This window comes from Paraburkholderia sp. RHO2, from assembly GCF_050955445.1.
Taxonomy (GTDB): Bacteria; Actinomycetota; Actinomycetes; order Mycobacteriales; family Mycobacteriaceae; genus Prescottella; species Prescottella agglutinans_A.
Genome location: NZ_CP162617.1, coordinates 4123375 through 4144457, shown reverse-complemented (window position 1 = coordinate 4144457; position 21083 = coordinate 4123375). Strand labels below are relative to the sequence as shown.

Annotated in this window: 25 protein-coding genes; 19 read left to right on the top strand and 6 right to left on the bottom strand. The window is 68.2% G+C overall.

Annotated features, from left to right (window positions below):
- Positions 1–27: 27 nt before the first annotated feature.
- The gene (locus tag ABTV10_RS19385; RefSeq protein WP_499029482.1) at positions 28–5895 is read left to right on the top strand and encodes an amino acid adenylation domain-containing protein; all 5868 of its coding nucleotides are present in this window, start codon (positions 28–30) and stop codon (positions 5893–5895) included.
- Positions 5896–5975: 80 nt separating this feature from the next.
- Here ABTV10_RS19385 and ABTV10_RS19380 read toward each other — a convergent pair whose 3' ends face one another.
- The 5 genes from ABTV10_RS19380 to ABTV10_RS19360 form a co-directional block, all read right to left on the bottom strand.
- Positions 5976–6875: an esterase/lipase family protein gene (locus ABTV10_RS19380; protein WP_499029480.1), complete on the bottom strand. Its 900-nt coding sequence runs from the start codon at positions 6873–6875 to the stop codon at positions 5976–5978.
- Positions 6876–7057: 182 nt separating this feature from the next.
- The gene (locus ABTV10_RS19375) at positions 7058–7924 is read right to left on the bottom strand and encodes an ABC transporter permease (RefSeq protein WP_499029478.1); all 867 of its coding nucleotides are present in this window, start codon (positions 7922–7924) and stop codon (positions 7058–7060) included.
- On the bottom strand, positions 7921–8784 hold the full coding sequence (locus ABTV10_RS19370) for an ABC transporter permease (protein ID WP_499029476.1): 864 nt from the start codon (positions 8782–8784) through the stop codon (positions 7921–7923). The genes ABTV10_RS19375 and ABTV10_RS19370 overlap by 4 nt, the downstream gene beginning before the upstream one ends.
- On the bottom strand, positions 8781–9761 hold the full coding sequence (locus ABTV10_RS19365) for an ATP-binding cassette domain-containing protein (RefSeq protein ID WP_499029475.1): 981 nt from the start codon (positions 9759–9761) through the stop codon (positions 8781–8783). Before ABTV10_RS19365 ends, ABTV10_RS19370 begins: the two co-directional genes overlap by 4 nt.
- A 195-nt stretch (positions 9762–9956) precedes the next feature.
- Positions 9957–10652, bottom strand: a complete 696-nt coding sequence (locus ABTV10_RS19360; RefSeq protein WP_499029473.1) for a GntR family transcriptional regulator — start codon at positions 10650–10652, stop codon at positions 9957–9959.
- A gap of 126 nt (positions 10653–10778) precedes the next feature.
- On the opposite strand from ABTV10_RS19360, the gene ABTV10_RS19355 reads away from it, so the two are divergent.
- Complete coding sequence (locus tag ABTV10_RS19355) at positions 10779–12092, top strand: oxygenase MpaB family protein (RefSeq protein WP_499029471.1); 1314 nt, start codon at positions 10779–10781, stop codon at positions 12090–12092.
- Positions 12093–12104: 12 nt separating this feature from the next.
- Here ABTV10_RS19355 and ABTV10_RS19350 read toward each other — a convergent pair whose 3' ends face one another.
- Positions 12105–12584 (bottom strand): hotdog fold domain-containing protein, encoded by a 480-nt coding sequence (locus ABTV10_RS19350; protein WP_499029469.1) that lies wholly within the window; start codon positions 12582–12584, stop codon positions 12105–12107.
- 495 nt (positions 12585–13079) lie between these two features.
- Here ABTV10_RS19350 and rpsJ point away from each other — a divergent pair, with 495 nt between their 5' ends.
- The 17 genes from rpsJ to rplF all read left to right on the top strand — a co-directional run bounded on the left by rpsJ (position 13080) and on the right by rplF (position 21083).
- Positions 13080–13385 carry a 30S ribosomal protein S10 gene (gene rpsJ, locus ABTV10_RS19345; RefSeq protein WP_003938093.1) on the top strand — a complete coding sequence of 102 codons (306 nt, stop codon included), beginning with the start codon at positions 13080–13082 and terminating at the stop codon, positions 13383–13385.
- Positions 13386–13413: 28 nt separating this feature from the next.
- Entirely contained in the window at positions 13414–14067 is a 654-nt protein-coding gene (rplC, locus tag ABTV10_RS19340; RefSeq protein ID WP_433606588.1) for a 50S ribosomal protein L3, read from the top strand.
- Complete coding sequence (gene rplD / locus ABTV10_RS19335; protein WP_433606586.1) at positions 14064–14729, top strand: 50S ribosomal protein L4; 666 nt, start codon at positions 14064–14066, stop codon at positions 14727–14729. The genes rplC and rplD overlap by 4 nt, the downstream gene beginning before the upstream one ends.
- Positions 14726–15031: a 50S ribosomal protein L23 gene (rplW, locus tag ABTV10_RS19330; RefSeq protein ID WP_005239632.1), complete on the top strand. Its 306-nt coding sequence runs from the start codon at positions 14726–14728 to the stop codon at positions 15029–15031. The genes rplD and rplW overlap by 4 nt, the downstream gene beginning before the upstream one ends.
- A 40-nt stretch (positions 15032–15071) precedes the next feature.
- On the top strand, positions 15072–15905 hold the full coding sequence (gene rplB / locus ABTV10_RS19325) for a 50S ribosomal protein L2 (RefSeq protein WP_127918755.1): 834 nt from the start codon (positions 15072–15074) through the stop codon (positions 15903–15905).
- Between the two features lie 18 nt (positions 15906–15923).
- Positions 15924–16205 (top strand): 30S ribosomal protein S19, encoded by a 282-nt coding sequence (gene rpsS, locus ABTV10_RS19320; protein ID WP_005518370.1) that lies wholly within the window; start codon positions 15924–15926, stop codon positions 16203–16205.
- Complete coding sequence (rplV, locus tag ABTV10_RS19315; protein WP_433606583.1) at positions 16202–16606, top strand: 50S ribosomal protein L22; 405 nt, start codon at positions 16202–16204, stop codon at positions 16604–16606. The genes rpsS and rplV overlap by 4 nt, the downstream gene beginning before the upstream one ends.
- The gene (rpsC, locus tag ABTV10_RS19310) at positions 16606–17403 is read left to right on the top strand and encodes a 30S ribosomal protein S3 (RefSeq protein WP_127918757.1); all 798 of its coding nucleotides are present in this window, start codon (positions 16606–16608) and stop codon (positions 17401–17403) included. Before rplV ends, rpsC begins: the two co-directional genes overlap by 1 nt.
- Before the next feature lie 3 nt (positions 17404–17406).
- A complete protein-coding gene (gene rplP / locus ABTV10_RS19305) occupies positions 17407–17823 on the top strand; it encodes a 50S ribosomal protein L16 (RefSeq protein ID WP_031937766.1) in 417 nt (138 codons plus the stop codon).
- A complete protein-coding gene (rpmC, locus tag ABTV10_RS19300) occupies positions 17823–18059 on the top strand; it encodes a 50S ribosomal protein L29 (protein WP_127918758.1) in 237 nt (78 codons plus the stop codon). Before rplP ends, rpmC begins: the two co-directional genes overlap by 1 nt.
- 14 nt (positions 18060–18073) lie before the next feature.
- On the top strand, positions 18074–18346 hold the full coding sequence (gene rpsQ / locus ABTV10_RS19295; RefSeq protein ID WP_499029463.1) for a 30S ribosomal protein S17: 273 nt from the start codon (positions 18074–18076) through the stop codon (positions 18344–18346).
- 170 nt (positions 18347–18516) lie between these two features.
- Positions 18517–18885, top strand: coding sequence for a 50S ribosomal protein L14 (gene rplN, locus ABTV10_RS19290; protein ID WP_433606579.1), 369 nt, complete (start codon positions 18517–18519; stop codon positions 18883–18885).
- Entirely contained in the window at positions 18885–19202 is a 318-nt protein-coding gene (gene rplX, locus ABTV10_RS19285; protein ID WP_127918761.1) for a 50S ribosomal protein L24, read from the top strand. Before rplN ends, rplX begins: the two co-directional genes overlap by 1 nt.
- Position 19203: 1 nt before the next feature.
- Positions 19204–19770 (top strand): 50S ribosomal protein L5, encoded by a 567-nt coding sequence (gene rplE / locus ABTV10_RS19280; protein WP_433606576.1) that lies wholly within the window; start codon positions 19204–19206, stop codon positions 19768–19770.
- Positions 19771–19774: 4 nt separating this feature from the next.
- Complete coding sequence (locus ABTV10_RS19275) at positions 19775–19960, top strand: type Z 30S ribosomal protein S14 (RefSeq protein WP_005518383.1); 186 nt, start codon at positions 19775–19777, stop codon at positions 19958–19960.
- 170 nt (positions 19961–20130) lie between these two features.
- Positions 20131–20529, top strand: coding sequence for a 30S ribosomal protein S8 (rpsH, locus tag ABTV10_RS19270; protein ID WP_433606574.1), 399 nt, complete (start codon positions 20131–20133; stop codon positions 20527–20529).
- 14 nt (positions 20530–20543) lie between these two features.
- Complete coding sequence (gene rplF, locus ABTV10_RS19265) at positions 20544–21083, top strand: 50S ribosomal protein L6 (protein WP_433606572.1); 540 nt, start codon at positions 20544–20546, stop codon at positions 21081–21083.

The following is a 21083-nucleotide window of genomic DNA, read 5'->3' as shown; positions in this document are numbered from 1 at the left end:
GAGCGGTACGTGGGGTGTTCGGAACGCATGAGCGAGCGGAGTCGGGAGCTGAGCGCAGAGGACACGGGCAGTAGCGAGGGCAAGCGGGCGAGGCGTCCGCGGCCCGAACGCAGGGAACGACCGGCGCGCCGGAGCCGCTCCCGCTCGACGACACTGCCACAGCTGCTGGCGGCCGCCGTCGAGCGCGACCCGTCGGCCACCGCCCTCGTCTGCGGCGACCGTTCCCGCTCGTACGAAGACCTCGACGCGTGGTCCTCGCGACTCGCCCGCATCCTGATCGAACGCGGCGTCGGGCCGGGCGATCTCGTCGCCGTCGCCGTGCCCCGCTCGATCGAGTCGGTGTCCTCGGTGTGGGGTGTCGCGAAGTCGGGCGCCGCGTTCGTGCCCGTCGACCCGAACTACCCCGCCGACCGGGTCGCCCACATGGTGACCGATTCCGGTGTCGTCGTGGGCCTGACGACCGCCGACGCGCGGGACTCGCTCCCGGACACCGTCGAATGGCTCGTCCTCGGCGCCGACTTCGACCGCGTCCTGGCCGGGCGCTCCGCGGACCCGATCACATTCGCCGACCGCACCCGCACGCTGACGGACGCCGACCCGGCGTACGTGATCTACACCTCCGGTTCGACCGGCAAGCCCAAGGGCGTCGTGGTCACGCAGGCCGGCCTGGGTGACTTCTGCGCCGAGCAGGTCCGGCGATACCAGCTCACCCCGCAGTCCCGCACCCTGCACTTCGCGTCGCCGAGCTTCGACGCCTCCGTGCTCGAACTGCTCCTCGCGGTCGGCGCCGGATCGACGATGGTGATCGCACCGCCCACCGTCTACGGCGGTGACGATCTCGCCGAACTCATTGCGGCGCAACGCGTCACCCACGGATTCGTGACTCCCGCCGCGCTCGCGTCCGTCGATCCGATCGGGCTCGACACCTTCGGCGACGTGGTCGTCGGCGGCGAGGCGTGCCCGCCCGACCTCGTGACGCGCTGGGCCGCACCGGGCCGCCGCTTCTTCAACGGCTACGGACCTACCGAGACGACGATCATGACGGCGATCTCGGATCCGCTGGTTCCCGGCGAGCCCGTCACGATCGGGGCCGGCACGCAGGGCATGTCGCTGGCGGTGCTCGACGACCGCCTGCGCCCCGCCCCAGTCGGCGTGGCCGGCGAACTGTACGTGTGGGGGCCGGGTGTCGCCCGCGGCTACCACGACCGGTTCGCCCTCACCGCCGAGCGGTTCGTCGCCTGCCCGTTCGGAGAACCCGGACAGCGCATGTACCGCACCGGTGACGTGGTGCGGTGGAAGGGCAGCGGGCTCGAGTCCGTGTTGGAATACGTGGGACGCTCCGACTTCCAAGTCAAGATCCGCGGCTTCCGCATCGAACTCGGCGAGATCGACGCCGCGTTCGCCGATCACGACGATGTCGACTTCGCTGCCACCGTGGCGCACGAATCCGCCACGGGGAGTAAGGTTCTGGTCTCCTACGTGCACGCCGTCGCCGGTCGCCGCGTCGACACCGCCGCGCTGACCGAGTTCGTCGGCCGCTCCCTGCCGCGGCACATGGTGCCCGCGACGGTGATGGTGCTCGACGAGATCCCGCTGACCCCCGTCGGCAAGCTCGACCGGCAGGCGCTGCCGGCGCCGGTGTTCGAGGCCAAGGCGTTCCGGGCCCCAAACACCGCCACCGAGGAACTGGTCGCGTCGGTGTTCGCGGACGTCCTCGACGCCGCGCGGGTGGGGCTGGACGACGACTTCTTCGAACTCGGCGGCAACTCGCTGATCGCCACACAGGTCGTCTCGCGCCTGTCCGCGGCCGTCGGCGCCCAGATCCCCGTCCGCGCGGTGTTCGAGGCGTCCACCGTCGAGGCCCTTGCAGCGCAGGTCGCCGACGCCTCCGACGGCGCCGCCCGGCCGGCCCTCGTCGCGGGCGCACGGCCCGAACGGATCCCGTTGTCGCTGGCGCAGCAGCGGATGTGGTTCCTCAACCGCCTCGAGCCCGAATCCGCCGTGAACAACATCCCGCTCGCGGTCCGGTTGTCCGGACAACTCGACGTGGCCGCACTGCGAGCCGCCGTGCTCGACCTGATCGCACGGCACGAATCGCTCCGCACCGTCTACCCCGACCAGGCCGGTGTCGGGCAGCAGGTGATCCTTCCGGTCGGGGAGCCCCTGCCGGGCGTCGACCTCGAACCGGTCACCGTTCCCGCCGCCGACGTCGCCGCCCGCGTCGGAGAGGTCGCGACGAGCCGGTTCGACGTCTCCGACGAGGTGCCGCTGCGGGTGCGCCTGTTCGCGGTGTCGCCCACCGAACATGTGCTCGCGCTGTCCGTCCACCACATCGCGGCCGACGGTGTGTCGATGGGTCCGCTGGTCCGCGACGTCATCACGGCGTACACGGCGCGCGCCGCAGGGGCGGCACCGCAGTGGGCGCCGCTGCCCGTGCAGTACGCCGACTACGCACTGTGGCAGCGCAACGTGCTCGGTGCCGAGACCGACCCGCAATCGCTGCTGTCGCGCCAGATCGCCTTCTGGCGGGAGCGTTTGGCCGGGATCCCGGACCAGCTCGATCTGCCCACGGACCATCCGCGACCGGCGCACCAGTCGTACGCGGGCGCGACCGTCGGGGCCGAGGTGGACGCGGCGACGCACCGGGCGCTGGTCGAACTCGGCCACGCCCAGGGCGCGAGCCCGTTCATGGTCATGCACGCGGCACTCGCGGTCCTGCTGGCCCGACTGTCCCGGTCGGACGACATCGTCGTCGGCACCCCCATCGCGGGCCGCGGCGACGCCGCCCTCGACGACCTCGTCGGCATGTTCGTCAACACCCTCGCCCTGCGGGCCCGGATCGATCCGGCCGAGCCGTTCACCGACCTCCTCGCGCGGGTGCGGGCCGCCGACCTCGACGCCTTCGCCAACGACGATGTGCCGTTCGAGCGTCTCGTCGAGGTCCTCAACCCGGTGCGCTCGACGTCGCGGCACCCGCTCTTCCAGGTCGGATTCTCCTTCCAGAACATGCGGATCGGCGCGCTCGCGCTGCCCGGGCTCGAGGTCGCGCCGCTCGACATCGACCTCGACCTCGCAAAGTTCGACCTGCACGCGACGATCGCCGACAACATGGACGACGAGGGGAACCCCGCGGACTTCGCGGTCAACTTCACGTACGCCACCGACCTGTTCACCGAGGCGACCGTGCGGCGGATCGCGCAGATGTACGTGCGGATCCTGCGGGCCGTGGTCGAGGAACCGTCCACCCCCGTCGGTGACCTCGACATGATCGACCCGGCCGAACGCGAACGCGCACTGGTCGATTGGAATGCGACGGACCGCCCGCTGGACGCGGCCGTGACACTCGTCGACCTGTTCGACGCGAGCGTCGCGGCGGCACCACATGCGCCGGCACTGGTGGCCGAGACCGAGCGCCTGACGTACTCCGAGTTCGACGCCCGGGTCAACCGCCTCGCCCGCTGTCTGATCGGGATGGGCGTCGGACCCGAGACCCGGGTCGCGCTCGCGATGCGCCGCTCCGTCGAGTTGCTGGTCGGCATGTACGCGGTGGCGAAGGCCGGCGGCGCCTACGTCCCGATCGATCCGGATCATCCCGCCGACCGCACCGGCTACATCCTCGAGACGGCGCAGCCGCTCTGCGTACTGACCACGGCGCGCGACGGTTTCGAGGCCGACGAACACACCCCCGTGCTGCACCTGGACACCTTCGACGGCAGCCGGTTCGACGCCGCACCCGTCGCGGGCCACGAGCGCACCGCGCCGCTGCGCGCCGACAACACCGCCTACGTCATCTTCACGTCCGGTTCGACGGGGCGGCCGAAGGGCGTCGCCGTCAGCCACGCGGCAGTCGTCAACCAGCTCGAGTGGAAGCGCGCCGAGTACGGCCTGGACGCGTCCGACGCGGCCCTCCTCAAGACGGCCGCGACGTTCGACCTGTCGGTGTGGGAGTTCTGGTCCGCGCTGACGTCCGGCGGACGACTCGTCGTCGCCGCCGCGGACGGGCACCGGGATCCCGGCTACCTCAACGCGCTGATGCGCCGCGAGCAGGTGACCACCCTGCACGTGGTGCCGTCGATGCTCCAGGCGCTGCTGGTCGAGTCGGGGGACCGGCTGCCCGAGTCGCTGCGCCGGGTCCTGGCGATCGGCGAGGTCCTGCCGGCCGACACCGCGGCGCGGTTCGCCGCCGCGGGCACCGCCGAACTGGTCAACCTCTACGGCCCCACCGAGGCCGCGGTGTCGGTGACCGCGCAGCGCGTCGGTGGAATCGACACCGCGGCGGTCCCCATCGGCGGCCCCGAATGGAACACCCGCCTGCTCGTCCTCGACGACCGGCTGCGTCCGGTGCCCGTCGGTGTGCCCGGCGAGCTGTACCTGGCCGGCGCGCAGCTGGCCCGGGGATACCACGGTCGCCCGGCCCTCACCGCGGACCGCTTCGTCGCGGATCCGTACGGGCCGGCCGGTACCCGGATGTACCGCACCGGCGACGTCGTCGCATGGCGCGCCGACGGCACCCTCGGCTACATCGGGCGCGCCGACTTCCAGGTGAAGCTGCGCGGTTTCCGGATCGAGCTCGGCGAGATCGAGGCCGCACTGCGGTCCCGTGCCGACCTCGCCGAGGCGGCCGTCACCGTGCGGAGCGACGACAGGTCCGGCGACCGGCTGGTGGCGTACGTCGTGTCCGCCGACACCGAGCCCCTCGACACCGCCGAACTCGCCGCGGACCTCGCGGCGAGCCTGCCGTCGTACATGGTGCCGTCGGTGTTCGTCGAACTCGACGCCCTCCCACTGAACGTCAACGGCAAGATCGACCGCAAGGCGCTACCGGCGCCCGCGGTCGAACCGCGACAGTTCCGTGCCCCGGTGACGCCGCTCGAGATTGCGGTGGCCGGAGCCTTCGCCGACGCGCTCGGGGTCGACAAGGTCGGGCTGGACGACGACTTCTTCGACCTCGGCGGCAATTCGCTCGTCGCGGTGACCGTCGTGTCCGCGCTGCGCGACGCGCTCGGTGTCCCGGTGCCGCTGCAGTGGATGTTCGTCGACCCCACGGTCGAGAGCATCGCCGCGCGGATCGGATCCGGTGCGCCGTCCACCGCAGGCACGTACGAGGACGCCGGCCTCGGCGTGGTGCTGCCGGTGCGGACCTCGGGAACCGCGGACCCCCTGTTCTGCATCCACCCGGTCACCGGGCTGTCGTGGGGCTTCGCCGGTCTGGCCGGGCACGTGAGCGAGGACCGTCCGATCTACGGCATCCAGTCGCCCGCCCTGAGCGAGGACGCCGAGCTGCCGACCACCATCGAGGACTGGGCCGCCCTGTACGTCGATCGGATCCGCCGGATCCAGCCGAGCGGCCCTTACCACCTCGCCGGTTGGTCCCTCGGTGGGTCGATTGCGCACGCCATGGCGGTACAGCTGCGCGGCATGGGGGAAACGGTGCGGACCCTCGCGATGCTCGACAGCCACGTGCTCGATCCGGAGGTGGGCCTCGTCGAGTACGAGGACCCGTCGCTCGCCGACCTGCTCGGTGAGTTCGCGGCCGAACTCGCCGGCGGGGATGTCGCGCTCCGACAGCTGGATCCCGAGCGCGTCGACACCATCCTGCGCGGGCTGCCGGCGCCGTTCGACCGGATCACGGGCCGGGGCTGGGAACGCATTCTCGAGGGCATCGCGCATTCGTACGCGCTGCTCGAGCGTTACCGGCCGGGCGACTTCGACGGCGATCTGCTCTACTTCGGCGCCGGCATGGGCGAAGCCGACGGCGTGGACGGCTGGCGGGCGTCCGTCCGCGGCTCGATCGAGGTGGTCCCGGTCGCGGCCGGACACCGGCAGATGACCTCGCCGCAGGCACTCGAGGTGATCGGACCCGAACTCGATCGCTACCTGAATCGCGCGAACTGACGCCCGAGCGAACGAACGAACGACCACTGTGGCCGGTCCTCTCCAGGGGGAGGACCGGCCACAGCGTTTCCACTGCTCGATCAGCAGGGGACGGCGCCGGGGGTGCTCGGGTCGAGCGCGCGCCGCACCAGGAAGGTCGCACTCGGATCCACGGTGAGCCCCACGTGCGAGATCGTCGCGCCGGGGCAGCTGTCCTGGACCCACTCGTTGCGTACCGACGACCCGGGGGCCGGAACGAGGAACGACCCCTCGGGCGGGGTCACGACCGCATCGGTCCGTGACGCGATGACCGTGTAGATGATCCCCGGCATCGTCTCGCGGCCGGCGTTGAGGTCGGCCAGGAACCGGGACCCGATCAGCTGCTGATAGGAGGCGAGTCCGATGCTCATCCCGGCGAGCACTTCGTTCGTGCGTTCGTCGGTGATCCGCAGCGACGTGAACGCGTCGATGAGACGTTGCTGCCCGTTGAACGTGGTGCCGTGCGTGGTGGGCCCCAGCATCACCAGGCGGTGCACCTTGTTGCGTGCCGGATCGGCCGCGTCGGCCCCGCCCTCGAACCGCAGGTACTGGCGTGCCATCGTGCCGCCCTGGGAGTGGCCGACGATGTCGACCTGCGCGGCGCCGGTGCGGGCGCGCACCGTCTCGACGAATCCCGCCAGCTCACGGGCGGAGTTGCGGATGTCGCCGGTGCCCCACGACTGCGCTGCGATGCCGTAGTTCAAGGCGAACACGCAGTACCCCTCGCTGCTCAGGCTCGGGGAGATCGCGCCCCAGGTCTCCTGCATGCTCATGCCGGTGCCGTGGACGAGGACCACCGGCCGCGGGTGCTGCGGGGACGGGCGGCAGGACCAGTCGTTGGCGCCCGCGGGGGCGCCGGCGGGATCGGCGGCCGCGGTCGCCGGCTGGAGGCCGACCGCGCAGAACAGGACCGCGGCTGCAGTTGCGAGCAGACTCGCCAGCCGACGGCGTCGAAGGACCATTCGGGGTGCTCCTGAAAAGGGAGGAAAGGGGAGATTCGCTGAGATTGATATCAGACGAAAAGGGCAGACCTACCCCAAAGAGCAGGTGAAAATCAGGATGATTCGGAGTGACAGATCGATTCGGGCATCGACGAGGCCCGCCGCGTCGCGCGCGGCGGTCGTCTACGCCGAACGAACCCTGCTCAGCCGGTCTCGGCGGCGCGCCGGTACCCACGGATGGCGGGGTAGAGGAAGGCCGCGATCATCCCGATCGACCAGGCGAGGGTCTGCAGCACCGGCACCAGCGTCGGTCCGCCCAGCGCGAGCGCCCGCATCGCGTCGATTGCGCACGACATCGGCTGCGCCGCGACGACCGGTTGCAGCCATGTCGGGTACGCCATGACCGGCACGAAGCCGGAATTGAAGAACATCAGGAGCGTGCAGCTGATCGAGACGAGTTCGACCAGAGGCGCGTCCCCGGCGACGGTGGCCAACGCCGTCACCATCATCGCGAAGCCCATGCCGAACACGATCGGCAGCACCAGCAGCAGAATGCTCGGCAGGATCCCCTGCGTCAGGCGGAAACCGAGGACGAAGCCGACCGCCAGGATCACGAGGGTCGTCAGGAAGACACGCACCGCCTCCGCCATCATGCGGCCGACGAGGCCCGCCGCGCGATGGACCGGCAGCGTCCAGAACCGGGAGAGCAGACCAGTCTTCCGTTCGGCCCGCAATCCGACGGCACTGACGATCGAGCCGAACATCGCGCCGACGAGGATGATCATCGGAACCTGGCCGTAGACGGCGGGCTGGCCCGTCGCCGCGGTGACGGTGTTACCGATGACGATCCGGAACATCACCAGCGTCAGGGCCGGGTACAGCAGCGCCTGGATCATCGTGGACGGATCGCGGGACCAGCGCATCAGCAGGCGCTTGCACTGGATGAGGCTGTGGGTCCACAACGCCTTGGCGGAGGACTCGGGCCATGTCTCGGTCGGCAGCGGAAACGCGAACATGCCGTCGGCGGACTGTGTCGGCGTCATGGTCGTGAACTTCGAGGGGTTGCTCATTTACGCCTCACGCTTGCCCACCAGGCCAGGGGAGCGAAGACCACCATCAGCCCGACGCACCACGCGACAGCGGGGAACAGGACCGACGCGGTCACCCCGCCCTCGGCCATGTCGCGCATGGCGAAGGAGAACTGGGAGATCGGCTGGTTACGCACGAATGGACGGATCCACTCGGGAAACCCGGATTCGGGAACGAAGCCGCTCGACAGCATGCCCAGGATCAGCTGGGGCAGTGCGAGTGCCTGCGCCGTCGCCTCGGGTGATTTCGCGAGCGTGCCGATCGCGTCGGCGCCGAGCGACAACGTGAGGCTGATCGTGAGCGCCAACAGGCAGAACAGCGCGGCCTGCGCCGCCCCGGCACTGAACCGGAACCCGATGGCATAGCCGTAGACGAGCGCCGCCGTCAGCGTGATCGTGGACCGCACCAGGCTGCTGGTCATGCGCGATATCAGTGGCACCGGACCGGCCACCGGCATCGTCTTCAGCCGCGTGGTCAAGCCGTGCAGGGCTTCGACCGACGCCAACTGGGACGCCGAGATCGCGGTGAACGCCATCGCCTGCAGCACGATGATCGGCATCAGGAACTGGGCGTAGTCGATGCCCTGCAGCTTCATCACGAACCGCAGCGGGAGATAGAAGCCGATGGTGAAGATCAGCGGCGCGATGACTGCGACCGCGAGCTCGCCGGTCTTCACCATCGACTTGAGCGAGCGCCCGGTCAGCGCGAGCCACTGCTGGAAGCCGTTGGGATCAGGGCGCCGGTGCGAGCCGATCCGTCTCGTCGGCACCGCCACCGCAGCTCGCTCCGCGGCCGCGGAGACCGATAGGCCCTGGGCGGCGCTGTTCGCGTGCGTGCTCATCGCTGGGTCTCCGGCGCGGAATGACCCGTCAGCGACAGGAAGACGTCGTCCAGCGACGGACGGCGCAGCGCGATGTCCGCCAGTTCGATGCCCGCGGCGTCGAGTCGGCGCAGCGCCTCCGACAGCGTCGCCGCGCCGTCGGGTGCCGGGAGCGAGACCCGGTCGATGCCCTCACCCGCCTCGGCGACCTCGGCCCGCACCTCCGGGGGGACCAGGTTGCCCAGCGCGTGGACGGCCCACGGCAGCTTCTGCGGATCGAGAGGCACCACCTCGCAGTAGCTGCCGCCGGTACGCGCCTTCAACTGGTCCGCGGTGCCCTCCGCGATCACGGTGCCGCGGTCGATGACGATGATGTTGTCGCTGAGCAGGTCGGCCTCCTCGAGGTACTGCGTGGTCAGCAGCACGGTGATGCCCTGCTCCTTCAGCGACGTGACCAGGGACCACACGCCCTGACGGCTGCGCGGGTCGAGGCCGGTGGTCGGCTCGTCCAGGAACACGACCTCGGGGCGGACGACCAGTCCGCACGCGATGTCGATCCGTCGCCGCATACCTCCGGAATAGTTGCGGACGGCACGCTTACCGGCGTCGAGAAGATCGAACTCCGTGAGCAGCGCCTGCGCCCGCTGCTTGGCGGATGCGCGGTCGAGACCCATCAGCCGGCCGAACAGCTCGATGTTCTCGCGGCCTGAGAGCGTCTCGTCGAGCGCCGCGTACTGGCCGGTCATCATGATCGAACGCCGCACATCGGCGGCTTGGGTGACGACGTCGTGCCCGGCGACCATCGCGCGTCCGCTGTCGGGCCGCAGGAGCGTCGACAGCACCTTCACCGTCGTCGTCTTGCCGGCGCCGTTGGGCCCGAGGATCCCCAGGACCGAGCCGCGCTTGGCTTCGAAACTGACGCCCTGCAAGGCCTTCACGTCGCCGAAGGATTTGTGGACGTCGTCGACCAGCACAGCTGCGTCCTGGAATATGGGCATCGACACTCCGCTAGTTCACCTGGGTTGGATGGGTGACCGCCTCTCAGGGTCCACTCGTCCATCCGTCGACGTGTATTCCCTCCGCTTCGGGGAAATGTTACCCGGCGGAGGCGCCGCGCCGGTCCTTTCAGCCACCGGCGTCGGGCCGCCCAGGTCGTGCGAGGAGCTCGCGATCGCGTGCGTTCCGCCGCGTTGTCAGTCCCAGATCCCCGCCGACTCCAGGTGCCGCACCAGGCGCTTTGCGCCGTCGTCGAAGTGGGCTCTCGTCTCGGCGGCGACCGCCGCGTGGTCCCGTGCCAGGAGCGCGGAGAGCAGGCGTGTGTGACTCGCCACCGCGTCGTCGCCCCACTCCCGATCCGACGAATAGAAGTGCACGGGCGTGTAGCGGGTGGCACCGAGCAGGAACCAGGAGAGCTTGCGCGCGCCCACCAGGTGGTTGAGGTACCGATGGAAGCCGAACTCGAACTCCTCGATGCGGGCCGCGTCCCCGACATCGACGGCATGCCGCAGTCGCTCGTTGAGGTCGGTCAGTTCCGCGGCGGTCTCGTCGTCGACGCGTTCGACTGCCCGGACCGCCAATTCCTCGGCGATCTGTCCCTGCAACCAGAAGATGTCGTGGACGTCGTCCCGGCTCAGCGGTGCCACGACGTACCCGCGGTGGGGGACCAGTTCGACGAGTCCCTCGCCGCGCAGCGTCAGCAGCGCCTCCCGGACCGGCGTGACACTGACACCGAGATCCGCCGCCGTCTCGTCCAGGCGGATGAACTCGCCGGGCCGCACGCCGCCCGACATGATCAGGTTCCGCACGTGCACCGCGACATCGTCGGACAGCTGGGGACGACGGCGCAGCGTGCGGGTCGATGCGGAACGAGAGGCGGCGGACAGGGCCATCGAGTACTCCTTCGCGGGACGTCACGTGCCCCGCCGTCGTCGGCATCGGCGACCGGCAGTGACGTGTCCGGTTCCGGACCCGCTGGTGTGATGCGTGCAACAATCAGATCCGGTCGAATATATCGGGTGGCTCGCGCGCGGAATCTGCGCGCCGGAGGTCGGGGGGCGCTGGTGGGTGTCGTCGTATCCGCAGGGGACCGGGGTGGCGTGGCGCGGATCGACCGGTCGCGGTTGCCCGAGCCGATTCTCGAGGGAGCGCCGCGGCGCTTCATGCTCTCGCCCGAGTGGGCCCGCCGCGCGGGCGCTCCCATCCGCCGGTTCATTCGGATCGACCCCGAGCCGACGCCGGACGATCTGGCCTTCGTCGCCGAGGCCCTGACGCGGTGCGACGACGCCGGTGACGCACTCGCCGCGGCAATCACGCAGGACCACACGGTGACGATGAAGCAGTTCCGAGTGGCTCTCGGCGGTGGGATCGGGGCGGTACCCGACGCACCCGCTGCGCTGCGGACGTTCTTCGACGTGATCGGACGGCGGCCAGGCTGGGTCGACGACGCCCTGCTGCGGCGGGGAGCCGAGGTTTGCCGGCGCGGGGGGATCAACAGCCTCGACGTGCTCGGCTCCGCGTTGCTGACCGGGTATCGGAGTTCGGCCACGACCGATCTGCTGGTCCGCACCGGGCGGCTGAACGGGGAGGGCGCCCGGCGCCGTGTGGGGGAGACCGTCAAGTGGTGGTACGAGTGCGTGCAGCCGGGCGGCATGGAACGCGGCGGTCAGGGCTGGCAACTGACCGTCCACGTGCGGGTCATGCACGCGATGATCAATCGGCACTACGCCCGCGACGACGACTGGAGCGTCGACGACTGGGGCCTGCCGATCAACCAGGCCGATCAGTCGGCCACCTACGAGCTGTTCTGCTCCTTCTACCTGATGGGCATGCGCAGCCTCGGGATGCCGATCGGTCGCGCCGATGGCCACGCCGTCATGCACCTGTGGCGGTACATCGGCTGGTTGATGGGCGTCGACGACCGCTTCCTCGCCGTCGACGAGCAGGACGGGCGGCGCAAGCTCTACCACGTGCTGCTCACGTCGCCGGGCCCCGACGAACACACGGTGACCTTGGCGCGCGCGCTCGTCGACTCGCGGCTGTCGCTGGACTTCGGGCGGCTGCGTGCCCTGCGCCGGCGATTCCAGTATCAGAAGATCCGTTCGGTCGCGGCCGCTCACGTCGGACGCGTCGGCCTGGCCGAACTCGGGCTCGGCTTCGCGTTGCCGTGGTACGTGGCTCTCAGGATCCCGGCGAACTTCGTCAAGCACACCGCGGCGCGGGTCGTGCCCGGCGGACGAGCCTGGCTCCTGCGGCGCGGAGAGCGGGAACAGTATCGGGGGATGATGCAGCATTTCCCGGGGGAGCGTGCCGAGGTCGGCCGTCAGCCCTGACCCCGACGGGCCTCAGGCGGGGGTGACCCAGACCGTGATGTCGGCGTGCACGACCTCGGTGCCCGCACGGTCGGTGATCGCGACGGGGATGGTCAGTTCCGTGCCCTCGGTCGTCGAGCCGAAGTCGGGGACGTCGTCGAGCCTGGCGGCCGCCCGGAGCCGGGACTCGGCCTTCGCGACGTAACGCACGTTCATCGCCTTGGGGATCCACCGATGGGTCGACGGCACGGTTGCCTCGGCGAGCATGCCCATCGCGATCTCGGCGAGATTGCATGCGGCGATCGCGTGGAAGGTCCCGATGTGGTTGTGGACGCCCCACCATTTGGGGGCGGTGACCTCGCAACGTCCGGGCGCCAGGTGCTCGACGGTCGGCAGCACCGTCGCGAAGAAGGGGACCCGCGCGCACATGCCGATGGAGAACAGTGCACGGCCGAATCTGTTGGCGGGCAACCTCTGCCAGCTTCGGTAGGTCGCGGTCGCGGGTGTCGTCATGAACGCGATCTTACTCTCGAGTAAGTTAGACGGGCCGGAAATGCGGTGCGCATGCCCGCTGACCTCGAAGATCTCCCGGGGTGCGATTTGAACTCTCGGGTCCGCTACGGCATACTGATCGGGTTGCCTTGACTGGGACGCCATCCGTTGCGACCCAAGTCGGGCTGGATGAACGTCGAGTATCGGGCCGAAATGCCTGGTCACGGCGATGCAAGACGGAAGCAGTACCCAACGTTTGCGCCCCCTCGCGGGCGCATCCGGTGCGGTTCTCGCGGCTCCCGGGAAGGGATTTCCGGGGCCCGGGAATGAGCGGCCAGGCGACACGCCCGACCGCGTGGACCGGAGAACCATGACACATGAACAGCGGCAGCGGATCGAGTGATGTCTCGGTCGCCAGTGTTGTTCGTGTCGTGTTTCAGCCCCGGGGCTGTGCAGACGAGGTAGTCCCCGGCTCGTTCGGGTTCTACGAAACGCGGCAAGAAAAGGACACTAAGCGTGGCGGGACAGAAGATCCGCATCAGGCTCAAGGCCTATGACCATGAGGCGATCGACGCGTCAGCGCGCAAGATCGTCGAGACGGTGACCCGGACCGGGGCCCGCGTGGTCGGCCCGGTGCCGTTGCCCACCGAGAAGAACGTGTACTGCGTCATCCGCTCGCCGCACAAGTACAAGGACTCGCGCGAGCACTTCGAGATGCGTACTCACAAGCGGCTGATCGACATCCTCGACCCGACGCCGAAGACGGTCGACGCGCTCATGCGCATCGACCTTCCGGCCAGCGTCGACGTGAACATCCAGTGAGCTTGGGAAGACGCAGCGGAGATATCAAATGACTAATCAGATCAAGGGAATCCTGGGCACCAAGCTCGGCATGACCCAGGTCTTCGACGAGAACAACCGGGTCGTCCCGGTCACCGTCGTGAAGGCTGGGCCGAACGTCGTCACCCAGATCCGTACCGAAGAGCGTGACGGCTACAGCGCCGTGCAGCTGGCGTTCGGCGCCATCGACCCGCGCAAGGTGAACAAGCCGACCTCCGGTCAGTTCGCCAAGGCCGGCGTCACCCCGCGTCGCCACGTCGTCGAGCTCCGCGTTGCCGACACCTCCGCGTACGAGGTCGGCCAGGAGCTCACGGCCGAGGTCTTCGAGGACGGCGCATACGTCGACGTCACCGGCACCAGCAAGGGCAAGGGCTTCGCCGGCACCATGAAGCGTCACGGCTTCGCCGGTCAGGGCGCCTCCCACGGTGCGCAGGCTGTTCACCGTCGCCCGGGTTCCATCGGTGGCTGCGCCACCCCCGGCCGCGTGTTCAAGGGCATGCGCATGTCGGGCCGCATGGGCTCCGACCGCATCACGACGCAGAACCTCTCGGTCCACAAGGTGGACGCCGAGAACGGTCTGCTGCTGATCAAGGGTGCGATCCCCGGCCGCAAGGGTGGCCTCGTGATCGTCAAGACCGCAGTGAAGGGTGGTGCTTCGGCATGACCGAGACCGCAACCAAGCTGACCCTCGACGTCAAGGTTGCCGGTGGCAAGACCAACGGCACCGTCGATCTCCCCTCCGAGATCTTCGACGCGACCGCGAACATCGCTCTGATGCACCAGGTCGTCGTCGCGCAGCTCGCTGCGGCACGTCAGGGCACTCACGCCACCAAGACCCGCGGCGAGGTCCGCGGCGGTGGCAAGAAGCCGTACCGCCAGAAGGGCACCGGCCGCGCACGTCAGGGCTCGACCCGTGCGCCGCAGTTCGCCGGCGGTGGCACCGTCCACGGCCCGCAGCCGCGTGACTACACCCAGCGCACCCCCAAGAAGATGAAGGCCGCTGCTCTCCGTGGCGCCCTCTCCGATCGGGCCCGCAACGAGCGCATCCACGTCATCACCGAGCTGGTCGCCGGGCAGGTCCCGTCCACCAAGACGGCGAAGTCGTTCCTGGGCGAGCTGTCCGACCGCAAGAAGTTCCTGCTGGTCGTCGGCCGCGAGGACATCGCAGCGTGGAAGAGCGTGCAGAACCTGGAAGGCGTGCACCCCATCGCACCCGACCAGCTCAACACCTACGACGTGCTCAACAGCGATGACGTCGTGTTCAGCCTCGAGGCTCTGAACACCTTCATCGCGGGCCCGGCCAAGAATGAGGAGGAGAGCAAGTGAGCACCATCGCCGACCCCCGCGACATCTTGCTGGCTCCGGTCATCTCGGAGAAGTCCTACGGTCTGATCGAGGAAGGCACCTACACCTTCCTGGTGCACCCGGACTCGAACAAGACGCAGATCAAGATCGCCGTGGAGAAGATCTTCGGTGTGACCGTGACCAGCGTCAACACCGCCAACCGTCAGGGCAAGCGCAAGCGGACCCGCTTCGGTTACGGCAAGCGCAAGGACACCAAGCGCGCGCTCGTGACCCTCTCGGCCGACAGCAAGCCCATCGAGATCTTCGGAGGCCCGGTCGCGTAAGCGCCTGGGACTTGACGAGATATAGAGGACGAGAAGACTCATGGCAATCCGTAAGTACAAGCCGACTACCCCGGGCCGTCGCGGCTCGAGCGTCTCGGACTTCGCCGAGATCACTCGGTCGACGCCCGAGAAGTCGCTGGTTCGCCCGCTGCACGGTCGCGGTGGTCGTAACGCCCACGGTCGCATCACCACCCGTCACAAGGGTGGCGGTCACAAGCGCGCCTACCGGTTGATCGACTTCCGTCGCAACGACAAGGACGGCGTGCCGGCCAAGGTCGCTCACATCGAGTACGACCCCAACCGCACCGCTCGGATCGCGCTGCTGCACTACGCGGACGGCGAGAAGCGCTACATCATCGCCCCCAAGGGCCTGGTGCAGGGCGCCCCGATCGAGTCCGGCGCAGGCGCCGACATCAAGCCGGGCAACAACCTGCCGCTGCGCAACATCCCCACCGGTACCACCATCCACGCTGTGGAGCTGCGTCCGGGCGGCGGCGCCAAGATGGCCCGCTCCGCCGGTGCCAGCATCCAGCTGCTGGGTAAGGAAGGCACCTACGCCACGCTGCGTATGCCGTCCGGTGAGATCCGTCGCGTCGACGTGCGCTGCCGCGCCACCGTCGGCGAGGTCGGCAACGCCGAGCAGTCGAACATCAACTGGGGCAAGGCCGGCCGCATGCGTTGGAAGGGCGTTCGCCCGACCGTCCGCGGTGTGGTCATGAACCCTGTCGACCACCCGCACGGTGGTGGTGAGGGTAAGACCTCCGGTGGTCGCCACCCGGTCAGCCCCTGGGGCAAGCCCGAGGGCCGCACCCGCAAGAACAAGGCGAGCGACAAGCTCATCGTCCGTCGTCGCCGTACCGGCAAGAAGCGCTAGTCAAGGAGGGAGTGAAGGATGCCACGCAGCCTGAAGAAGGGCCCGTTCGTCGATGACCACCTCCTTGCGAAGGTGGACGTGCAGAACGAGAAGGGCACCAAGCAGGTCATCAAGACCTGGAGCCGTCGTTCCACGATCATTCCGGACTTCATCGGTCACACGTTTGCCGTCCACGACGGACGCAAGCACGTTCCGGTGTTCGTTTCGGATTCGATGGTTGGCCACAAGCTCGGAGAGTTTGCACCGACCAGGACGTTCAAGGGCCACATCAAGGACGACCGGAAGAGCAAGCGTCGATGAGTACTGAAACCCAGAACCCCACCGCCAAGGCGGTCGCGCGCCACGTGCGCGTGACCCCCATGAAGGCGCGCCGTGTCGTGGACATCGTCCGCGGCAAGTCGGTTGACGAGGCTCTCGCGATCCTGAAGTTCGCGCCGCAGTCCGCGGCCGAGCCGGTCGCGAAGGTGATCGCCAGCGCAGCTGCCAACGCGCAGAACAACCTGAACCTCGATCCGTCGACGCTCGTCGTCGCGACGGCGTTCGTGGACGAGGGCGCGACCCTCAAGCGGTTCCAGCCGCGCGCACAGGGCCGGGCCTTCCGGATCCGTAAGCGTTCGAGCCACATCACCGTCATCGTGGAGAGTGTGGCCAGCCGGGGCTCCGCCTCGGGTCGTAACCGCCGGAAGGGAAGTGGTCAGTAGTGGGCCAGAAGATCAACCCGCACGGCTTCCGTCTCGGCATCACGACCGACTGGAAGTCGCGCTGGTACGCAGACAAGCAGTACGCGGAGTACGTCAAGGAAGACGTCGCGATCCGTAAGCTCCTCGCCACCGGCATGGAGCGCGCGGGCATCGCGAAGGTCGAGATCGAGCGCACCCGTGACCGTGTGCGTGTGGACATCCACACCGCGCGTCCGGGCATCGTCATCGGTCGACGTGGCGCCGAGGCGGATCGCATCCGCGCCGAGCTCGAGAAGCTGACCGGCAAGCAGGTCCAGCTGAACATCCTCGAGGTCAAGAACGCCGAGGCCGAGGCCCAGCTGGTGGCACAGGGTGTCGCCGAGCAGCTCTCGAACCGTGTCGCGTTCCGTCGTGCGATGCGCAAGGCCATCCAGTCGGCCATGCGTCAGCCGAACGTCAAGGGCATCCGCGTGCAGTGCTCGGGCCGCCTCGGCGGCGCCGAGATGAGCCGCTCGGAGTTCTACCGCGAGGGTCGTGTCCCGCTGCACACGCTGCGTGCCGACATCGACTACGGCCTGTACGAGGCCAAGACCACCTTCGGTCGCATCGGCGTGAAGGTCTGGATCTACAAGGGCGACATCGTCGGCGGCAAGCGTGAGCTGGCTGCTGCTGCGCCGGCCGAGCGCCCGCGTCGCGAGCGTCCGAGCCGTCCGCGTCGCTCCGGTGCCGCCGGCACCACCGCGACCAGCACCGAGGCCGGTCGCGCTGCGACTGCAACCGCCGATGCACCCGCTTCGACCGAGCAGAAGGAGGGCTGACGCATGTTGATCCCACGTCGGGTCAAGCACCGCAAGCAGCACCACCCGAGCCGTTCGGGTGCCGCCAAGGGCGGGACCCAGGTGGCCTTCGGTGAGTACGGCATCCAGGCTCTCGAGCCCGCCTACATCACCAACCGGCAGATCGAGTCCGCTCGTATCGCCATGACCCGGCACATCAAGCGTGGCGGCAAGATCTGGATCAACATCTTCCCGGATCGCCCGCTCACCAAGAAGCCTGCCGAGACCCGCATGGGTTCCGGTAAGGGTTCGCCGGAGTGGTGGGTCGCGAACGTCAAGCCCGGACGGGTGATGTTCGAGATGAGCTACCCGAACGAGGAGATCGCCCGCGAGGCTCTGCGTCGCGCGATGCACAAGCTCCCGTGCAAGTGCCGGATCGTGACGAGGGAGGAGCAGTTCTGATGGCAACCACCAGCCCTGCTGCAGAGCTCCGCGAGCTGACCGACGACGAGTTGGTCACCAAGCTCCGTGAGTCGAAGGAAGAACTGTTCAACCTTCGTTTCCAGATGGCCACCGGTCAGCTGGACAACAACCGCCGGCTGCGCACGGTCCGTCACGAGATTGCGCGCATCTACACCGTCCTGCGCGAGCGCGAGCTCGGCCTGGCCTCCGGTCCGGACGCAGGTGACGCGGCATGAGTGAGGATAAGGCAGTGAGCACCAACAGCACCGAAGAGCGCGGCAGCCGCAAGGTCCGCATCGGCTACGTGGTCTCGGACAAGATGGAGAAGACCATCGTGGTCGAGCTGGAGGACCGGGTGAAGCACCCGCTCTACGGCAAGATCATCCGACGCACCTCGAAGGTCAAGGCGCACGACGAGAACGGCCTCGCCGGCATCGGCGACCGCGTCCAGCTCATGGAGACCCGACCGCTGTCGGCGACCAAGCGCTGGCGTCTGGTCGAGGTCCTCGAGAAGGCCAAGTAAGAGCCGAAGAGTGTATCCAGTACGATGGTGGGGTTGCCCTGTGAATGCAGTGGCAGCCCCACCATCGGCGGGTACGGACCGCGCGCGTCGGGTCGGAAATCTGCCGCGCAAGATTTGGTGACTCGCGTGCGAGCCGCCGGATCGAAACAAGCCAGGTCAAGGAGAAGTTAGTGATTCAGCAGGAGTCGCGACTGCGCGTCGCCGACAACACGGGTGCCAAGGAGATTCTCTGCATCCGCGTTCTCGGTGGCTCGTCTCGTCGCTACGCCGGGATCGGCGACATCATCGTCGCCACCGTCAAGGACGCGACCCCGGGTGGAAACGTGAAGAAGGGCGAGGTCGTCAAGGCCGTCGTCGTCCGCACCACCAAGGAGCGTCGCCGTCCGGACGGCTCGTACATCAAGTTCGACGAGAACGCTGCCGTCATCATCAAGGCGGACAACGATCCGCGCGGCACCCGTATCTTCGGACCCGTCGGTCGTGAGCTGCGCGACAAGCGCTTCATGAAGATCGTCTCGCTCGCCCCGGAGGTGCTGTGATGAAGGTGCACAAGGGTGACACCGTGCTGGTCGTCTCCGGCAAGGACAAGGGCGCGAAGGGCAAGGTCATCCAGGCCTACCCCGCGACCGACAAGGTCCTCGTCGAGGGCGTGAACCGCATCAAGAAGCACACCGCGGTTTCCGCGAACGAGCGTGGCGCCTCCTCCGGCGGCATCGTGACGCAGGAAGCTCCGATCCACGTTTCCAACGTGATGGTCGTCGACTCGGACGGCAACCCCACCCGCGTGGGTTACCGCACCGACGAGGAGACCGGCAAGCGCGTTCGGATTTCCCGGAAGAACGGGAAGGACATCTGACATGACCTCCACTGAGAACAAGACCCAGCCGCGTCTGAAGGCTCGCTACCGCGCGGAGATCCGTGACGCGCTGAACGCCGAGTTCGACTACGCGAACGTCATGCAGATCCCCGGCGTCGTCAAGGTCGTCGTCAACATGGGTGTCGGCGACGCCGCCCGCGACGCGAAGCTGATCAACGGCGCGGTTGCCGATCTCGCTCTGATCACCGGTCAGAAGCCCGAGATCCGCAAGGCCCGCAAGTCCATCGCGCAGTTCAAGCTGCGTGAGGGCATGCCGATCGGCGCACGCGTCACGCTGCGTGGCGACCGCATGTGGGAGTTCCTGGACCGTCTCGTGTCCATCGCGCTGCCCCGTATCCGCGACTTCCGCGGCCTGTCGGGTAACCAGTTCGACGGCAACGGCAACTACACGTTCGGCCTCAACGAGCAGTCGATGTTCCACGAGATCGACGTGGACAAGATCGATCGTCCGCGTGGTATGGACATCACCGTCGTGACCACCGCCACCAACAACGAAGAAGGCCGTGCGCTGCTCAAGCACCTCGGCTTCCCGTTCAAGGAGAACTGAGCCCATGGCTAAGAAGGCACTGGTCAACAAGGCCAACAAGAAGCCGAAGTTCGCGGTGCGCGCGTACACCCGTTGCCAGAAGTGCGGCCGTCCGCACTCGGTGTTCCGCAAGTTCGGTCTGTGCCGTATCTGCGTTCGCGAGATGGCACACGCCGGCGAGCTGCCGGGCGTTCACAAGAGCTCCTGGTAAGCAGCCAACGACAAGACTTCCGCTCCGCATCCGCGGAACGGTGAAGGTAAGAACCACTTCGTTGTAGGCCCACGATCGGGCCGGCCCCGCTCCTTCCGATACACCGGGGGAGCGGGGCCGGCACCGGTGTTGCATGGGAACCCCAACGAGAAAGGTGCACAGGTCAACTCATGACCATGACTGATCCGATCGCAGACTTCTTGACGCGTCTGCGTAACGCCAACTCGGCGTACCACGACGAGGTGAAGCTGCCGCACTCGAAGATCAAGGCGAACATCGCCGAGATCCTCAAGCGCGAGGGCTACATCGCGGACTTCCGCACCGAGGATGCCGAGGTCGGCAAGACGCTGATCGTCGACCTCAAGTACGGCCCGAGCCGCGAGCGTAGCCTCGCCGGCGTTCGCCGTGTTTCCAAGCCGGGTCTGCGCGTGTACGCGAAGTCCACTAACCTGCCCAAGGTCCTGGGCGGCCTCGGCGTGGCGATCATCTCCACGTCTTCCGGTCTGCTCACCGATCGTCAGGCGGCCAATCAGGGAGTGGGCGGGGAAGTCCTCGCCTACGTCTGGTAAGGGAGGCCACCAGAATGTCGCGTATTGGAAAGATTCCGGTCGCCGTCCCCGCGGGCGTCGACGTGACCATCGCCGGACAGGACGTCGCGGTCAAGGGCCCCAAGGGTTCGCTGTCGCTGACCGTCTCCGAGCCGATCTCGGTCGTCAAGGGTGAGGACGGTGCCCTGCAGGTCACCCGTCCCGACGACGAGCGTCGCAGCCGCGCGCTGCACGGTCTGTCGCGCACCCTCGTGCAGAACATGATCGTCGGTGTGACCACGGGTTACACCACCAAGATGGAGATCCACGGCGTTGGTTACCGTGTGGCGCTGAAGGGCCAGGACCTCGAGTTCGCGCTCGGCTACAGCCACCCGGTCCCGATCGAGGCTCCGGAGGGCATCACCTTCGCTGTCGAGTCGCCGACCAAGTTCTCGATCTCCGGCATCGACAAGCAGAAGGTCGGCCAGATCGCGGCCAACATCCGCCGCCTGCGTAAGTCCGACCCGTACAAGGGCAAGGGCATCCGTTACGAGGGTGAGCAGGTCCGTCGCAAGGTCGGAAAGACGGGTAAGTGA

What these genes read in the sequence shown, in the direction of transcription:
- rpsS (WP_005518370.1), top strand. Translation starts at nt 15,924, where the DNA reads ATGCCACGCAGCCTGAAGAAGGGCCCGTTCGTCGATGACCACCTCCTT.
- rplD (WP_433606586.1), top strand. Translation starts at nt 14,064, where the DNA reads ATGACCGAGACCGCAACCAAGCTGACCCTCGACGTCAAGGTTGCCGGT.
- ABTV10_RS19370 (WP_499029476.1), bottom strand. Translation starts at nt 8,784, where the DNA reads ATGAGCACGCACGCGAACAGCGCCGCCCAGGGCCTATCGGTCTCCGCG.
- ABTV10_RS19375 (WP_499029478.1), bottom strand. Translation starts at nt 7,924, where the DNA reads ATGAGCAACCCCTCGAAGTTCACGACCATGACGCCGACACAGTCCGCC.
- rplE (WP_433606576.1), top strand. Translation starts at nt 19,204, where the DNA reads ATGACCTCCACTGAGAACAAGACCCAGCCGCGTCTGAAGGCTCGCTAC.
- ABTV10_RS19350 (WP_499029469.1), bottom strand. Translation starts at nt 12,584, where the DNA reads ATGACGACACCCGCGACCGCGACCTACCGAAGCTGGCAGAGGTTGCCC.
- ABTV10_RS19380 (WP_499029480.1), bottom strand. Translation starts at nt 6,875, where the DNA reads ATGGTCCTTCGACGCCGTCGGCTGGCGAGTCTGCTCGCAACTGCAGCC.
- rpmC (WP_127918758.1), top strand. Translation starts at nt 17,823, where the DNA reads ATGGCAACCACCAGCCCTGCTGCAGAGCTCCGCGAGCTGACCGACGAC.
- ABTV10_RS19385 (WP_499029482.1), top strand. Translation starts at nt 28, where the DNA reads ATGAGCGAGCGGAGTCGGGAGCTGAGCGCAGAGGACACGGGCAGTAGC.
- rplB (WP_127918755.1), top strand. Translation starts at nt 15,072, where the DNA reads ATGGCAATCCGTAAGTACAAGCCGACTACCCCGGGCCGTCGCGGCTCG.
- ABTV10_RS19365 (WP_499029475.1), bottom strand. Translation starts at nt 9,761, where the DNA reads ATGCCCATATTCCAGGACGCAGCTGTGCTGGTCGACGACGTCCACAAA.
- rplP (WP_031937766.1), top strand. Translation starts at nt 17,407, where the DNA reads ATGTTGATCCCACGTCGGGTCAAGCACCGCAAGCAGCACCACCCGAGC.
- rplV (WP_433606583.1), top strand. Translation starts at nt 16,202, where the DNA reads ATGAGTACTGAAACCCAGAACCCCACCGCCAAGGCGGTCGCGCGCCAC.
- rplC (WP_433606588.1), top strand. Translation starts at nt 13,414, where the DNA reads ATGACTAATCAGATCAAGGGAATCCTGGGCACCAAGCTCGGCATGACC.
- ABTV10_RS19360 (WP_499029473.1), bottom strand. Translation starts at nt 10,652, where the DNA reads ATGGCCCTGTCCGCCGCCTCTCGTTCCGCATCGACCCGCACGCTGCGC.
- ABTV10_RS19275 (WP_005518383.1), top strand. Translation starts at nt 19,775, where the DNA reads ATGGCTAAGAAGGCACTGGTCAACAAGGCCAACAAGAAGCCGAAGTTC.
- rplF (WP_433606572.1), top strand. Translation starts at nt 20,544, where the DNA reads ATGTCGCGTATTGGAAAGATTCCGGTCGCCGTCCCCGCGGGCGTCGAC.
- rpsH (WP_433606574.1), top strand. Translation starts at nt 20,131, where the DNA reads ATGACCATGACTGATCCGATCGCAGACTTCTTGACGCGTCTGCGTAAC.
- rplX (WP_127918761.1), top strand. Translation starts at nt 18,885, where the DNA reads ATGAAGGTGCACAAGGGTGACACCGTGCTGGTCGTCTCCGGCAAGGAC.